Raw genomic sequence first — 13,974 nt, 5'->3', positions numbered from 1 at the left:
CTCGCCGCCCCGTCGAGGGACAGCAAACGTAGTGAGGGTTGTTTCATCTCTTTACTCCAGGTTTTGCACTTGCTCGCGCATCTGCTCGATCAACAGCTTGAGCGCCATCGATGCGTCGGCCAGTTCCTTCGCCGCCGCCTTCGAGCCGAGCGTGTTCGCTTCGCGATTCAGTTCCTGCATCATGAAGTCGAGACGCTTGCCGACGCGGCCGCCCTTCTCGATCACGTGACGCGTTTCGTTCAGGTGCGCGGTGAGTCGCGACAGCTCTTCCGCGATGTCGATCCGGATGCCGTACATCGTCACTTCCTGACGAATGCGTTCCGCGGCTTCCTCGCGCGTGACGATCGCCGCGCTGCCTTCGGGCGCCGCGAGGCCGAGCGCTTCCTGCAGCCGCTCGACGATCTTCTGCTGATGCTTCGCGATCAGCTCCGGCACGAGCGGCGTGATGCGCGCGACGATCGCTTCCATTTCGGTGACGTTCGACAGCAGCATCGTCGCCAGCTGCGCGCCTTCGCGCGAACGCACGACGACGAGCTCGCCGATCGCTTCCTTGCCGCACGCGAGCACGGCCTCGCGGATCGCATCCGCCGACACGCCGCTCTCGGCGAGCACGCCGGGCCAGCGCAGGATCTCGCCCGCGCGCAGGCGGCCGACACCCGGGAACGCATCGAGCACCGAGCGCTCGAGCTCGGCGAGCTGGCCGAGCGCCGACTGGTTCAGCGCGCCCGCGCCGATGCTCTGCTCGCCGCGCTGCAGGTTGATGCGCACGTCGACCTTGCCGCGCGACAGCTTGTTCATCAGCATTTCGCGCAGCGCGGATTCGCACGCGCGCACGTCGTCCGGCATGCGGAAATTCAGGTCGAGGAAGCGCGAGTTCACGGTGCGCAGTTCGACCGACACGCTGGTGCCGCCGTTGCCGGTGGCCGTCGCGAGTTCGCGCGTCGCGCTCGCATAGCCCGTCATGCTGTAGATCATGGTTCGTCTCGCCGTCTGGGTGCCCTTGCGGGCGGAAATAAGTCGAGGCGCCCGGCGCATTGCAAGGCGCGGGGCGGGAAGCGCGCATTATCCCATTTTTGCACCCTATCCCGCCGGGCAACGCTGCCGTTCGGCGCTAAAATTGGGGTTTCCTCTCCCGTCCACGATTCCCCCATGACGTCTTCCCTGTCCCGCCCGAGCGGCCGTCGCGCCGACGAACTGCGCAAGGTCGCGCTCACGCGCCACTACACGAAACACGCCGAAGGCTCGGTCCTGGTCGAATTCGGTGACACCAAGGTGATCTGCACCGCGAGCGTCGCCGAACGCGTGCCCGAATTCCTGCGCGATCGCGGCCAGGGCTGGCTGACGGCCGAATACGGGATGCTGCCGCGTGCGACGCACACGCGCAGCGACCGTGAAGCCGCACGCGGCAAGCAGACGGGCCGTACGCAGGAAATTCAGCGCCTGATCGGCCGCGCGCTGCGCGCGGTGTTCGATCTCGAGGCGCTCGGCCCGCGCACGATCCACATCGACTGCGACGTGATCCAGGCCGACGGCGGCACGCGCACGGCGAGCATCACCGGCGCGTTCGTCGCCGCGCACGACGCCGTGTCGAAGCTGATCGCGGCCGGCAAGCTCGCACGCTCGCCGATCACCGATCATGTCGCCGCGATCTCGGTCGGCATGTACGAAGGCGTGCCGTTGCTCGACCTCGACTACGCGGAAGACTCGCGCTGCGACACCGACATGAACGTCGTGATGACGGGCGCCGGCGGCTTCGTCGAAGTCCAGGGCACCGCCGAAGGCGTGCCGTTCTCGCGCGCCGAGATGAATGCGCTGCTCGACCTCGCGCAAAGCGGAATCGGCCAGCTCGTGCAGTTGCAGAAGGACGTGCTGGGCGCCGGCCATGTCTGACGATCGCACTCTCGCGCCGTTCTCGCGCATCGTGCTCGCGTCGAACAACGCCGGCAAGCTGCGCGAATTCACCGCGCTGTTCTCGACGGTCGGCATCGAGATCGTGCCGCAGGGCGACCTGGCCGTGCCCGAGGCGGAAGAGCCGTTCGGCACGTTCATCGAGAATGCGCTGACGAAAGCGCGGCATGCGTCGCGGCTCACCGGCCTGCCGGCGATCGCCGACGATTCCGGTCTGTGCGTGCGCGCGCTGCGCGGCGCACCGGGCGTCTATTCGGCGCGCTACGCGCAGCGCGCGGGTCGCGCCCCGGGCGACGCGGCGAACAACGCGTACCTCGTCGAGCAGCTGCGCGGCGTCGGCGACCGGCGCGCATACTATTGCTGCGTGCTTGCACTGGTGCGCCACGCGGACGATCCCGAACCGCTGTTCGCCGAAGGTCGCTGGGCGGGCGAGATCGTCGACACGCCGCGCGGCGAGCACGGATTCGGCTACGACCCGTATTTCTACCTGCCGTCGCTCGGCGCGACGGCGGCCGAACTCGAGCCGGCCGTGAAGAACACGCACAGCCATCGCGCGCTCGCGCTGAAGGCGCTGCTCGCGCGGCTCGCAGAGGAACCCGCATGATCGTCTTCGTCACGAATTCGCAGCCGGAGGCCGCATGAGCCAGGCGGCGGAAACCGGCGCGCGCGTCGTCGCGACGTTCACGTCGCCCGGGCAGGTGCGGCTCACGTCGCTGCCGCCGCTCGCGCTGTACGTGCATTTTCCGTGGTGCGTGCGCAAGTGCCCGTACTGCGATTTCAACTCGCACGAGTGGAAAGGCGAGCGCTTTCCGGAAGCCGAATATCTCGACGCGCTGCGTGCCGATCTCGAGCAGGCGCTGCCGCTCGTCTGGGGCCGGCAGGTGCATACGGTGTTCATCGGCGGCGGCACGCCGAGCCTGCTGTCCGCGGGCGGCCTCGACCGGCTGCTGTCCGACGTGCGCGCGCTGCTGCCGCTCGATGCGGATGCCGAGATCACGCTCGAGGCGAACCCGGGCACGTTCGAGGCCGCGAAGTTCGCGCAGTTTCGCGCGAGCGGCGTGAACCGCCTGTCGGTCGGCATCCAGAGCTTCAACGAAGGCCATCTGAAAGCGCTCGGCCGCATTCACGACACCGCGCAGGCGCGCGCGGCCGTCGAGATCGCCGCGAAGACGTTCGACAACTTCAACCTCGACCTGATGTTCGCACTGCCGAACCAGACGCTCGACGAATGCCGGACCGACATCGAGACCGCGCTGTCGTTCGCGCCGCCGCATCTGTCGCTGTATCACCTGACGCTCGAGCCGAACACGATGTTCGCGAAGTTTCCGCCCGCGGTGCCCGACGATGACGCATCGGCCGACATGCAGGAATGGATTCACGAACGCACGGCCGAGGCCGGTTACGGACGCTACGAAGTGTCCGCGTACGCGAAGCCGAATCATCAGTGCAAGCACAACCTGAACTACTGGCGCTTCGGCGACTATCTCGGGATCGGCGCGGGCGCGCACACGAAGCTGTCGTTCCCGAACCGGATCCTGCGGCAGGCGCGCTACAAGCATCCGGCGACCTTCATCGAACAGGCGATGGCCGGCACGCCGGTGCAGGAAGAACGTGAAGTCGGCCCGCGCGACCTGCCGTTCGAGTTCATGCTGAACACGCTGCGGCTCGTCGAGGGTTTCCCCGTGCACAGCTTCGCCGAACGCACCGGCCTGCCGATCAGCACGATCGAGCCGGCACTCAAGGAAGCGGAGCGGCGCGGGCTGATCACGCGCGATTTCGCGCAGATCGCGCCAACGCCGCTCGGCCAGCGTTTCCTCAACGACCTGCAGGAATTGTTCCTGCGCGACGACTGAAGCGGAACGACGCGGCATTTCGGTTACAATGCCGCCTCGTGTGGAAGCGTGGCCGAGCGGTTTAAGGCACCGGTCTTGAAAACCGGCGACGGGAAACTGTCCGTGAGTTCGAATCTCACCGCTTCCGCCAAGCGTTCGCCAAACCCCGTCCATTCCTCGAATGACGGGGTTTTTGTTTTTGCGCCGCATGATGCGCGCGATGCACGCCCCGCCGGCCGACGCATGCCGCCGGATGCCGTTACAATCCGGCGCTCCGATCCGCGAAACGGGAAACCCACGTCATGAAGCCCTTCATCGCCTCGTCGCTCGTCGCCCTGCTGGCCACCGTCGGCACGCACGCGGCGGCCGCCGATTCCGCCTCCGGCGCCGACGCGCAAACGCCGTCGTGCGCGATCGCGTACGTGAAGGGCGTCGGCGGCTCGCCGCGCGGCCTGCGCGAATATCTCGCGAGCCCGACGCCGTACAACTACCTGAAGGAAAACGAGCTCCAGTGCAAGGTGTCAGATGACGGGCGCGCGTCTAACTGCACCGGCGTGACGTATATCCGCAACGAGCAGGTCAGCGTGTACGACGATTCCGACCCAACGACGCTGACGGTCGTCGCGCCGGTGGAACTCGAACATGGCCAGAAGTATCCCGTGATCCTCGTCGTGCAGCGCAAGGACGCGCGCTGCGCGCGGTAACGCGCGACCCGGCACGCTCGACGTCGCCGCAGGCCATGCGCGCAGGCCTCACGGGCCGCGCCGCCATCGCCTAGAATTCGATCAGCACGGCGACACGACCGCCGCCGCGACTCGAGGCCGCCCGCGCCACCCGTGCGAGCGGCACACGGAGACCGCCATGACCGAACTGTCGACAGCGACGGATCACGTCGATTACGAAGGCTTCGAGATCCACGTCGTGCCGGGCCTCGCCCCCGGCAGCGACTCGCGTTACACCTACACCGGCTATGTCTGCCATCCTGGCGCGAATCCCGCGCTGCCCGATCACGCGGTGCCGTTCCACGCGGACGGCGAGGAAAGCTACGCGAGCGTCGACGAAGCGGTTCGGGAAGGCGTGCACATCGGCAAGAGCATCATCGACGGCACGCATCCGGACCTGTCCGTTCTATCGCTCGTGACGCACGGCTACTGAGCCAAGCCCGCCGCATTCATCGCTGCCGCCGCGCGCCGTCATCCGCGAATCGCTACGTCGCGGCGCGCGCCTTATGCGTTTCTCCCGATATCAGGTCGTGCACGGGCGTCTATCATTTTTTTATCGTCACCCTCCGGCGCTTCTCCATGCCGGCACCTCCCATGTGCTCTCTTCCCCGCCCTCGCGTCGCCCGGCCGCGCGTTGTCGCGCTGGTCGCCGCCATGATGCTTGCCGCCTGCACGATCACGCCGCCACCGTCGGTGCACTCGGTCGTGACCATCCCGTCGATCACGCGCAGCGGGAATCTCGCGCAGTACCGCGTGGAAGTCGCGCGGTGCGTCGCCGAGCACAATCCGTCCGCCGTGTCGCGCGGGCCGCAGGCGATGCTGCGCTCGCTCGTCGTCGTCGCGTTCACCGTCGATCGCGGCGGCCGCCTCGTCAACGCATCCGTCTATCGCAGCAACGGCGACAGCGAAGCGGAAGCGCTCGCGCTCGCGTCGCTGCGCCGCTCGGCCCCGCTGCCGGTGCCGCCGTCGAAACTGCTGGACGGCAACGGCCGGATCGAGATGATGGAAGGCTGGCTGTTCAACGACGACGGCCGCTTCCAGTTGCAGAGCACCGCATCGGCGCAAGCGCAAACGCTCGACTGAGCCTAAGCCCGCGCCCGCCCGCGATTGCCGCTATGTCGCGGCGCTGGCTATAATTTTCCGCAATCGCGCGGCCATCCTCCCGCGCGCGCGTTCGTACGCCGCACCCGGCATGCGAGCCGACCATGCCGGCACCGGGCGGCGGCGACCTATCCGTCTCCATCGTCGACCGGCGGGCGACGTCCGCGCCACGGCGCGCGCGTCCACACCGCTACCGCATCATCCGCTCGGCGGCTCTTCCGGCAGGCACCCGCCTGCCCGCGCGCACGCCCAGCCGATCGCCCCAACGACAAATCGGAGACATCCATGTCCGCACCTCCCCCGGCCGTTGCACACGCAACCGGTTCGGCCGGCGCCGCCATCAGCCACCGGCGCATCGTGTTCGCGAGCTTCATCGGCACCGCGATCGAGTTCTACGACTTCTACGTGTATGCGACCGCCGCGGCGCTCGTCATCGGCCCGGTGTTCTTTCCGCATGGCTCCGCGACCGCACAGGCGCTTTCTGCGTTCGTCACGTTCGGCATCGCGTTCATCGCACGGCCGATCGGCTCATTCCTGTTCGGCCACTTCGGCGACCGCATCGGCCGCAAATCGACGCTCGTCGCGTCGCTGCTCGTCATGGGCGTGTCCACCACCGCGATCGGCTTCGTGCCCGGCTACGACACGATCGGCGCGCTCGCGCCGGTGCTGCTGTGCGTGCTGCGCTTCGGCCAGGGGATCGGCCTCGGCGGCGAATGGGGCGGCGCGGCGCTGCTCGCGACCGAGCACGCGCCGCAAGGCAAGCGCGGCTGGTTCGGGATGTTCCCGCAACTGGGCCCGTCGGTCGGCTTCCTGATGTCGAACGGGCTGTTCTTCGCGCTCGCGCTGTCGCTGTCCGACGAACAATTCCGCAGCTGGGGCTGGCGCATCCCGTTCCTCGTCAGCGCGGTGCTCGTCGCGGTGGGCCTCTACGTGCGGCTGAAGATCACCGAGACGCCGGCGTTCCAGGCCACGCTCGATCGCAACGAGCGCGTGCGCGTGCCGGTCGCGACGCTCGTCTCGCAACACTGGCGGCCGGCGCTGCTCGGCGCGCTCGCGATGGTGGTCTGCTACACGCTGTTCTATATCTCGACGGTGTTCTCGCTGTCGTACGGCGTGGCGACGCTGCATATTCCGCGCCAGAGCTTCCTCGGCCTGCTGTGCTTCGCGGTGGTGTTCATGGGGCTCGCGACGCCGCTGTCGGCATGGGCGTCGGATCGCTTCGGGCGCAAGCCGGTGCTGATCGTCGGCGCGATCGCCGCGCTGCTGTCCGGCTTCGCGATGGAACCGCTGCTCGGCAGCGGTTCGATGCCGCTCGTCGCGCTGTTCCTGACGCTCGAGCTGTTTCTGATGGGCGTGACGTTCGCGCCGATGGGCGCGCTGCTCCCCGAGCTGTTCCCGACCAACGTCCGCTATACGGGCGCGGGCGTCGCGTACAACCTCGGCGGGATCCTCGGCGCGTCGATCGCGCCGTACATCGCGCAGCTGCTCGCTGCGCACGGCGGCCTGTCGTGGGTCGGCGGGTACGTGTCGGTCGCGGCGGCAATCAGCCTGATCGGCGTGCTGCTGATGCGCGAAACCCGCGACGCATCGCTCGTCTGAGCCTGCGGGGCGCACCGGGTTGTGCGGCGGGCCGCGCTGCCTATACTCGACCGTGGGGGCGCCGTTGCGCGCCCACGGGATCCCTCCCCGAAGGAGCCGCCGCGATGAACATCCGCCTCGACAACGCCGACCTCATCCTGATCCTGGCGCTCGCGCTGGGTGGCGCGCTGCTGCTCGCCGCGCGCTTCCGGCCGAAAACCTGGCGTGGAATGCTGCTCGACGCGCTGCTCGCCAATCTGGCGGCGATCGCCGCGGTGGTCGCGTTCGAAGCGCTGCTCGCCTGAACCGGCCGGCTTCGCTTCCGCGCGGCCGGGTCACGCGAATCGCCGGCGCTAGGCCGTCAGCTGCGCGGGCCGCGCGGCATAGGCCGGTGCGACCGCGTCGATCGCATCGAGTGCCTGCGCAACCGACGGCGGCGCGCCGGGCTCGCCGATCGACAGCGCATTCGGTGCCCCGCCGATCCCGCAATGGTGGCGCGACGTCGCGACGAAAATCATCACGGTCGGCCGCTGCAGCGCGTGCGCCATGTGCACGAACCCGGTATCGACGCCCACCACGAGCGCGGCCCGGCCGAGGGCCGCGCCGAGTTCGCGCACCGACATCGCCGGCAGCACGATCGCGCCCGGCGCGCGCGCGGCAATGTCCCGCGCGTCGTCATGTTCGGCGGGCGACCCCCACGGCAACAGCACGCGCACGCCGCGCGCCATCATCCGGGTGGCCAGCGCGGCCCAGTGGTCGGCCGGCCATTTCTTGTCCGGATTGGACGTCGCGTGAAACAGCAGCATGAACGGCGTGCCGTCGGTCACGGCGGGCGGCAGGCTCGCATCCTGCGGCGGGACGATCCCGTACGTGGCGATGCCTTCGGGCACATAGCCCAGCGCCTCGCCGGCGCTCACGCGCATGCCGTGCCATGCGTCGCAGTCGGGCCGGGGGCCGAAGCGATGCGAATACGCAAAACGGGCGCCCGTCTCGCCGAGATCCTGCGTCTGGTAGCCGACGCGGCGCGCGGCGCGCGCGAGTACCGAAATGATCGCGCTCTTGTACACGCCGTGCAGATCGATGACCGCATCGTAGCGATGCGCGCGCAGCGCGCCGATCGACGCGGAGATCGCCTTCAGGTCGCCGCCGTTGCGCATCTTCTTGAACCGCCGCAGCGGCGCGCAAAGCACATTGGTCACGCCCGGGTGCCAGCGCACGACTTCCGCGCAGGATTCGTCGACGGCCCAGTCGACCGTCACGCCCGGGAAGGCGCGATGGAGGTCCGCGACGACGGGCAGCGTCTGGACGACGTCGCCGAGCGACGTCACTTTCACGATGAGGATGCGTTTCACGTTCTTTGTGGGATATATCGGACCATTGCGCCATGCTAACGACGCTTGGCGGGTACAAACATTACACCGACATTACATTTGCAACAAAATGCATCGTTTTTGTGAAGGTTTGTCGAGACCGGCATCCGGTTCTTTTTATAATGTGTCCTTTGCCTCCCGGCCCCCGCCGATGCAACGCCCCACCCTTCCCCCCCTGTTTCCCGCCCTCACCCGCCGCTCGCTGCGGATCTGGCGGCAGTACGGTGTGTTCTGGCTCGGCGCGATTGCCGTGGGCCTGGCAGCCGTGCTGTACGCGCGGCTGATCGACTGGGGCTACGACACGTTCCGCACGCTGCGCGAGCACGCCGCATGGCTGCCGCTGCTGCTCACGCCGTCGATCGCCGCCGCATCCGTATGGATGACGCGCCGCTTCTTTCGCGGCGCGGAGGGCAGCGGGATCCCGCAGGTCATCGCGACGCTGCATGCGAGCCCGAGCGCATTCGGCGCGCGGCTGCTCACGCTGCGCATCCTGTCCGGCAAGGTCCTGATCTCGTTCCTCGGCATCCTCGGCGGCTTCACGATCGGCCGCGAAGGCCCGACCGTGCAGGTCGGCGCGGCGCTGATGTTCAACCTGCGGCGCTTCTACCCGCGCTCGAACGCGCAGATCGAGCGGCAGCTGGTGCTCGCCGGCGCGGCGGCCGGCCTGTCGGCCGCGTTCAATACGCCGCTCGCCGGGATCGTGTTCGCGATCGAGGAACTGACGCGCAGCTTCTCCGCGCGCGCGAGCGGCGTGCTGATCACCGCGATCATCCTCGCCGGTGTCGTCGCCTTGGGCCTGAACGGCAATTACACGTACTTCGGCACGATCGACGCCGGCCAGCATTTCCCGAAAATGCTCGCCGTCGCCGTGCTCGTCACCGCGCTCGTGACCGGCGTCGCGGGCGGCCTCTTCAGCTGGCTGCTGCTCAATACCGGGCGCTGGCTGCCCGCGCGCCTGCTCAGCCTGTATCGCGAGCGCCCGATCACGTTCGCGGCGGTGTGCGGCTTCGTGATCGCCGTCGTCGGCATCGTGTCGGGCGGGACGACGTTCGGCAGCGGCTATGCCGAGGCACGCGGCCTGCTCGACGGCCATGAACAGCTGTCGGTGCTCTATCCGTTCCTGAAGATGGTGTCGATGGTCGCGTCGTACCTGCCGGGCATCCCGGGCGGGATCTTCGCGCCGTCGCTGTCGATCGGCGCCGGGTTCGGCAACGTGCTGCACATCGCGTTCAGCCACATGAGCCTGCCGATGCTGATCGCGCTGGCGATGGTCGGCTACCTCGCGGCCGTCACGCAGTCGCCGATCACGTCGTTCGTGATCGTGATGGAGATGATCAACGGCCACGCGCTCGTGATTTCGCTGATGGCGACCGCGCTGGTGTCGAGCCGCATGGCGCGCTTCTTCGCGCCGCCGCTCTACGAAACGCTCGCGCAGCGCTATCTGGCGCCGCCTGCGGCCGCGGCCGCGGTCGAACCCGCCCGCGCAGCGGCGCCGGCGGCGACAACCGGCGTCACCGAGCCGCAGGATGCAGCCGCAGCGCCCGCCGATCCGCTCGACACGCTGCGTGAAGGGGATGGCCGCGAGCCGCGCGCCGCGGGGGCCGATACCAACACGGACACCGGCGCCGCGCAAACGCCGGCGACGCCGCATGACGGCGGCCGGCCGGCATCCGGCGCGAACGGCCCGGCGCAACCGAGCCCGACCGACACTCAGTAGATCACCACCGGCGCCGGCCGATAGTAGACAGGCCGGGCCGGCACGACGATACATCCGGCGAGCGTGATCGCGACGAGCGCGATCGCAATGACGGTTCGTTTCATCGCACGCGCTCCGTCAAGCCCAGTGGCCGCGGGTCCAGAACCAGTTCGGACCACGCTGATTCCAGTGGCCCGGCACCCAGTGCATGCCGACACGCTCGGCTTCCCAGTAGCCGCCGATCCACACGTAGCGACCATGATCCCAGCGCCAGTGGCCGCGCTCCCACACATAGCCGACGCGCGCGTCGGGCACGACCTCGTAGCGCACGGCCGGCGGCGCGTTCGGCGCGACGACGACGATTTCCTCGGCGGGCGCGGCCACCGGTTCGGCGACGACCATCCGGCCCGATTGCACCAACACCGGCGCGCCGACGAGAATCTCGTCCGCGCGTGCAGCGAGCGGCGCGGCGACGGCTGACAGGCCCGCGGCGAACAGCGCGAGCGAAACGATACGACGTTGAACAACAGAGACAGCCATCACAACCTCCTGATTGAGAAATGACGCGAGCGACGCGAGCGTATTCGTTCAATGCGGGAGGTCGACCAACGGCCGACAGACACCGTGTTACGGCGAGCCCGAAAGTGCAACAGGGCGTAAGACGCGCACGGCGGCATGCGCCGCCGTGCGGAGAGAGGCCGACAAAGGTCAGGCTTGCGGGATCTCGATCTTCACTTCGAGGACTTCGAGATCGTCCTGGCGCTCGAGGCTCACGCGGATGTCATCGTTCGAAATACGGACGTACTTCGAGATGACCGCGACCAGCTCCTTCTGCAGCGCCGGCAGGTAATCGGCCGGCGGCCGGCCGCCGACCCGCTCGTGCGCGATGATGAGCTGCAGGCGCTCCTTCGCGACCGATGCGGACTTCTTCTTCTCACCGAGGAGAAACGAAAGGATGGACATGGGCGGCCTCCGTTACTTGCTGCCGAAGAGGCGCTGCAGCAGGCCCGGCTTCTGGTAATCGGTGAAGCGCAGCGGCTTGTCCTCGCCGAGGAAGCGAGCGACGACGTCCTTGTACGCTTCCGCCACGTCGGTGCCGTCGATATGCACGGCCGGCAGACCCTGGTTCGATGCGTGCAGCACGGCTTCCGATTCGGGCACCACGCCGATCAGCTTGATGCGCAGGATCTCGCTGATGTCCTCGAGCGACAGCATCTCACCTTCGCTCACGCGCTTCGGGCTGTAACGCGTGATCAGCAGGTGCTCCTTGATCGGATCCTTGCCTTCGGTCGCGCGCTTCGTCTTCGACGACAGGATGCCGAGAATGCGGTCCGAGTCGCGCACCGACGACACTTCCGGGTTCGTGACGATCAGCGCTTCGTCGGCGAAGTACATCGCATGCAGCGCACCGGCTTCGATCCCGGCCGGCGAATCGCAGACGATGAAGTCGAAGTCCATCGCGACCAGGTCGTTCAGCACCTTCTCGACGCCGTCGCGGGTGAGCGCATCCTTGTCGCGCGTCTGCGACGCCGGCAGGATGTAGAGGTTCTCGCACTTCTTGTCCTTGATCAGCGCCTGGTTCAGGTTCGCTTCGCCCTGGATCACGTTGACGAGGTCGTACACCACGCGCCGCTCGCAGCCCATGATGAGATCGAGGTTGCGCAGGCCAACGTCGAAGTCGATCACGGCCGTCTTGTGGCCACGCAGCGCGAGGCCCGACGCGAAGCTCGCGCTGGTCGTCGTCTTGCCCACGCCGCCCTTGCCCGAAGTCACCACGATGATTTTTGCCATTTACCCAATACCCTGTGTTCGTCAATGAGAGCCGATCGATCCGGCGTGCGCCGCGTGAATCACGTCAGGCGCAGCGGTTCGATCATCAGTTTTTCCTCTTCGAGCCGGATCTGCACCGCTTTGCCCAGTATGTCGGCGGGCAACGGGTTCTCGGTCGTTCGATAGATACCCGCGATTGAAATCAGTTCCGGTTCGAGACACGTGCAGAAAATGCGCGCGTCGTGATTGCCGTGCACGCCCGCGAGTGCGCGGCCGCGCAACGGCGCGTAGATGTGGATGTTGCCTTCCGCGATGATCTCGGCGCCGTGACTGACCGGCGCAAGCACCACGAGGTCCCCTTTCGCGTAAATCTGCTGCCCCGAACGCAGCGGCCGATCGACCACCAGCGTCTGGCCGCCCGCCGAAATCTGCGTCGGTGCAGGCTCCGGCGCCGGTTCGGCTGCCGCAACGGCCTCGGCAACGACAGGCGCTGGCTCCGCTTCGTCGGCCGGCTTCGCGGCCGACACGCGGCGATCACGTGCCTCCAGCAACGGCAGACCGGCTTCCCCCGCCCAGCCCTGCGTGGCCAGCGCCACGACGCCCACCGGGCGCATCCGCACGTCGTTCAGCATCTGGCGGATGTCGGCGAGCGCGACGCGTTCGCCGTCCGCGAGGCGGCGGACGTCGATCGCGACGACATCGTCGGCGAAAAACTCGGGAGTCGCTTCGAAGCGCTTGACCAGTTCGGTACGCAACGCATCGAGATCGGTCGTCTTCACGGTGAACAGCAACGTATCGACCGATCCGCTGCGCAGCTCGAAGAATGGCGATTTTTTAAGCGACATGGACACTCTGCAAAAAATTTTTGCGTATTTTACAGGCGTCCACGCGTGCAGCCATCATTTTTGGGAAACCAGGCCGCGGCGAACGCGCGACCAGAAGGGGGGCAGTGGGACGGGCGACCGGGCCTTCATTGCGCCGTGCGGCCCGCGCGTTCATGCGTCAGGGTGTGTTGAAGTGCGACACGAACAACGACTTCATCGCGCCGGGCATGCGCGCGATTGGTGCATGCTCGCCCGTGTTGCCGAAACCCGCGCGTTCGTAGAAACGGATGGCGTTGCGGTTTGCGTCGGCGATCCATGCATAGACGTCCTGCGCACCGCGTTCGGCCAGCCACGCGGTGGCCGTTTCCAGCAGCAGCACGCCGCCGCGCAGATGACGGACCGCGTGCGCGACCCACAGCTCGCTGACGAACGCGCGCCGCTCGGGCGTATTGTCGAAATACGCGCCGATCATGCCGGCCGGATGGCCTTCGGTGTACAGCAGGAAAGTCGTCGACTCGTCGGACGTGGCGCGCAGCGCGGCGATGGCCGTCGCCGCGTCGGCATCGACGTTCAGCAATTCGGCCTCCGGCGCTTCGCCGGGCGCGTAGGGCTCACGCAATGACGCGGCGCGGAGTTCGCGATACACGCGGCCCTGGTCGGCAGCGATACGACGAACGGTCAAGGTCGAACTCATGCAGGCACAGCCCCCTTCGGACAGCAAGCTACTAGCTTCAACCGAAAGCGGGGCATGAGTCAAATCGTTATTTTCAAATGACAGCGCGGATCGAAAGGCAACGGATGTCGCGCTCGCGCGGGTGTGCAGATGCAGCATTGGTGCGGCGATGCGCAGCGATGCGTGGCGACCGCACCGCAAGGTCGGACATGTCGCCCTCCTCGCCTTGTCATGTATGGGATTCATGCAGCGTGCGTCCGCTATTTGATCGCCACGGCCGTAATCGTTCGTAACATATGTACGGAAAAGGACTGGCGCGCCGCACGTCGTTGAGCCGCACTTATTGCATTGCAACATTCGTTGCGAAGCTCGCCGCCGGAGGCATGCGAGCGTCACAACACGCATTCCTCTGACGAGACCCCGGCCGGACGGGGGATCGGGCCTGCGTGCGCCTGTTTCAATCACCCCGTATCGGCCCTTCCCGACCCGCATCACCCACG

16 protein-coding genes and 1 tRNA gene are annotated in these 13,974 nt (G+C 67.5%); 10 read left to right on the top strand and 7 right to left on the bottom strand.

Going from position 1 to position 13,974, the window contains the following annotated elements; genetic code table 11:
- Positions 1 to 51: 51 nt before the first annotated feature.
- Positions 52 to 975, bottom strand: coding sequence for a YicC/YloC family endoribonuclease (locus ACP26O_RS04580; RefSeq protein WP_011656223.1), 924 nt, complete (start codon positions 973 to 975; stop codon positions 52 to 54).
- Between the two features lie 174 nt (positions 976 to 1,149).
- Here ACP26O_RS04580 and rph point away from each other — a divergent pair, with 174 nt between their 5' ends.
- From rph to ACP26O_RS04535, 9 genes are all read left to right on the top strand, one after another.
- A complete protein-coding gene (gene rph / locus ACP26O_RS04575; RefSeq protein ID WP_175664091.1) occupies positions 1,150 to 1,890 on the top strand; it encodes a ribonuclease PH in 741 nt (246 codons plus the stop codon).
- Positions 1,883 to 2,512 (top strand): RdgB/HAM1 family non-canonical purine NTP pyrophosphatase, encoded by a 630-nt coding sequence (gene rdgB, locus ACP26O_RS04570; RefSeq protein WP_175664092.1) that lies wholly within the window; start codon positions 1,883 to 1,885, stop codon positions 2,510 to 2,512. Before rph ends, rdgB begins: the two co-directional genes overlap by 8 nt.
- Before the next feature lie 34 nt (positions 2,513 to 2,546).
- Complete coding sequence (hemW, locus tag ACP26O_RS04565; protein WP_165751031.1) at positions 2,547 to 3,761, top strand: radical SAM family heme chaperone HemW; 1,215 nt, start codon at positions 2,547 to 2,549, stop codon at positions 3,759 to 3,761.
- A gap of 42 nt (positions 3,762 to 3,803) precedes the next feature.
- Positions 3,804 to 3,891, top strand: a tRNA-Ser gene (locus ACP26O_RS04560).
- 151 nt (positions 3,892 to 4,042) lie between these two features.
- Positions 4,043 to 4,444 carry a hypothetical protein gene (locus ACP26O_RS04555; RefSeq protein ID WP_165751030.1) on the top strand — a complete coding sequence of 134 codons (402 nt, stop codon included), beginning with the start codon at positions 4,043 to 4,045 and terminating at the stop codon, positions 4,442 to 4,444.
- A 157-nt stretch (positions 4,445 to 4,601) separates the two neighbouring features.
- Complete coding sequence (locus ACP26O_RS04550; RefSeq protein WP_175664093.1) at positions 4,602 to 4,895, top strand: hypothetical protein; 294 nt, start codon at positions 4,602 to 4,604, stop codon at positions 4,893 to 4,895.
- 161 nt (positions 4,896 to 5,056) lie between these two features.
- Positions 5,057 to 5,545 (top strand): TonB family protein, encoded by a 489-nt coding sequence (locus ACP26O_RS04545; RefSeq protein WP_175664094.1) that lies wholly within the window; start codon positions 5,057 to 5,059, stop codon positions 5,543 to 5,545.
- Between the two features lie 303 nt (positions 5,546 to 5,848).
- Positions 5,849 to 7,162, top strand: a complete 1,314-nt coding sequence (locus ACP26O_RS04540; RefSeq protein ID WP_175664095.1) for an MFS transporter — start codon at positions 5,849 to 5,851, stop codon at positions 7,160 to 7,162.
- Positions 7,163 to 7,266: 104 nt separating this feature from the next.
- Positions 7,267 to 7,446, top strand: coding sequence for a hypothetical protein (locus ACP26O_RS04535; protein WP_175664096.1), 180 nt, complete (start codon positions 7,267 to 7,269; stop codon positions 7,444 to 7,446).
- A 48-nt stretch (positions 7,447 to 7,494) separates the two neighbouring features.
- On the opposite strand, the gene waaC is transcribed toward ACP26O_RS04535, so the two are convergent.
- Positions 7,495 to 8,493 carry a lipopolysaccharide heptosyltransferase I gene (gene waaC / locus ACP26O_RS04530; protein ID WP_126227320.1) on the bottom strand — a complete coding sequence of 333 codons (999 nt, stop codon included), beginning with the start codon at positions 8,491 to 8,493 and terminating at the stop codon, positions 7,495 to 7,497.
- A 169-nt stretch (positions 8,494 to 8,662) separates the two neighbouring features.
- On the opposite strand from waaC, the gene ACP26O_RS04525 reads away from it, so the two are divergent.
- Complete coding sequence (locus ACP26O_RS04525) at positions 8,663 to 10,228, top strand: chloride channel protein (RefSeq protein WP_175701245.1); 1,566 nt, start codon at positions 8,663 to 8,665, stop codon at positions 10,226 to 10,228.
- A gap of 117 nt (positions 10,229 to 10,345) precedes the next feature.
- Here ACP26O_RS04525 and ACP26O_RS04520 read toward each other — a convergent pair whose 3' ends face one another.
- The 5 genes from ACP26O_RS04520 to ACP26O_RS04500 form a co-directional block, all read right to left on the bottom strand.
- Positions 10,346 to 10,747, bottom strand: coding sequence for a YXWGXW repeat-containing protein (locus ACP26O_RS04520; protein WP_175664098.1), 402 nt, complete (start codon positions 10,745 to 10,747; stop codon positions 10,346 to 10,348).
- Between the two features lie 168 nt (positions 10,748 to 10,915).
- Entirely contained in the window at positions 10,916 to 11,170 is a 255-nt protein-coding gene (minE, locus tag ACP26O_RS04515) for a cell division topological specificity factor MinE (RefSeq protein WP_006750836.1), read from the bottom strand.
- Positions 11,171 to 11,182: 12 nt separating this feature from the next.
- Positions 11,183 to 11,998, bottom strand: coding sequence for a septum site-determining protein MinD (minD, locus tag ACP26O_RS04510; protein ID WP_006750835.1), 816 nt, complete (start codon positions 11,996 to 11,998; stop codon positions 11,183 to 11,185).
- A 59-nt stretch (positions 11,999 to 12,057) separates the two neighbouring features.
- On the bottom strand, positions 12,058 to 12,822 hold the full coding sequence (minC, locus tag ACP26O_RS04505) for a septum site-determining protein MinC (protein ID WP_126227317.1): 765 nt from the start codon (positions 12,820 to 12,822) through the stop codon (positions 12,058 to 12,060).
- Positions 12,823 to 12,979: 157 nt separating this feature from the next.
- The gene (locus ACP26O_RS04500) at positions 12,980 to 13,633 is read right to left on the bottom strand and encodes a GNAT family N-acetyltransferase (protein WP_244098983.1); all 654 of its coding nucleotides are present in this window, start codon (positions 13,631 to 13,633) and stop codon (positions 12,980 to 12,982) included.
- Positions 13,634 to 13,974 lie beyond the last annotated feature (341 nt).

Source organism: Burkholderia sp. R-40, from assembly GCF_049942845.1.
GTDB lineage: Bacteria > Pseudomonadota > Gammaproteobacteria > Burkholderiales > Burkholderiaceae > Burkholderia > Burkholderia ambifaria.
Note: the sequence above shows the minus strand (reverse complement) of the source record. Positions and strands in the feature narration are given on the sequence as shown.

Excerpts from the sequence above, each read along its gene's own strand:
- ACP26O_RS04535 (WP_175664096.1), top strand. The coding sequence starts at position 7,267 with ATGAACATCCGCCTCGACAACGCCGACCTCATCCTGATCCTGGCGCTC.
- ACP26O_RS04500 (WP_244098983.1), bottom strand. The coding sequence starts at position 13,633 with ATGCTGCATCTGCACACCCGCGCGAGCGCGACATCCGTTGCCTTTCGA.
- rdgB (WP_175664092.1), top strand. The coding sequence starts at position 1,883 with ATGTCTGACGATCGCACTCTCGCGCCGTTCTCGCGCATCGTGCTCGCG.
- rph (WP_175664091.1), top strand. The coding sequence starts at position 1,150 with ATGACGTCTTCCCTGTCCCGCCCGAGCGGCCGTCGCGCCGACGAACTG.
- ACP26O_RS04555 (WP_165751030.1), top strand. The coding sequence starts at position 4,043 with ATGAAGCCCTTCATCGCCTCGTCGCTCGTCGCCCTGCTGGCCACCGTC.
- ACP26O_RS04550 (WP_175664093.1), top strand. The coding sequence starts at position 4,602 with ATGACCGAACTGTCGACAGCGACGGATCACGTCGATTACGAAGGCTTC.
- hemW (WP_165751031.1), top strand. The coding sequence starts at position 2,547 with ATGAGCCAGGCGGCGGAAACCGGCGCGCGCGTCGTCGCGACGTTCACG.
- ACP26O_RS04545 (WP_175664094.1), top strand. The coding sequence starts at position 5,057 with ATGTGCTCTCTTCCCCGCCCTCGCGTCGCCCGGCCGCGCGTTGTCGCG.
- minD (WP_006750835.1), bottom strand. The coding sequence starts at position 11,998 with ATGGCAAAAATCATCGTGGTGACTTCGGGCAAGGGCGGCGTGGGCAAG.
- ACP26O_RS04520 (WP_175664098.1), bottom strand. The coding sequence starts at position 10,747 with ATGGCTGTCTCTGTTGTTCAACGTCGTATCGTTTCGCTCGCGCTGTTC.
- minE (WP_006750836.1), bottom strand. The coding sequence starts at position 11,170 with ATGTCCATCCTTTCGTTTCTCCTCGGTGAGAAGAAGAAGTCCGCATCG.
- ACP26O_RS04540 (WP_175664095.1), top strand. The coding sequence starts at position 5,849 with ATGTCCGCACCTCCCCCGGCCGTTGCACACGCAACCGGTTCGGCCGGC.
- ACP26O_RS04580 (WP_011656223.1), bottom strand. The coding sequence starts at position 975 with ATGATCTACAGCATGACGGGCTATGCGAGCGCGACGCGCGAACTCGCG.
- minC (WP_126227317.1), bottom strand. The coding sequence starts at position 12,822 with ATGTCGCTTAAAAAATCGCCATTCTTCGAGCTGCGCAGCGGATCGGTC.
- ACP26O_RS04525 (WP_175701245.1), top strand. The coding sequence starts at position 8,663 with ATGCAACGCCCCACCCTTCCCCCCCTGTTTCCCGCCCTCACCCGCCGC.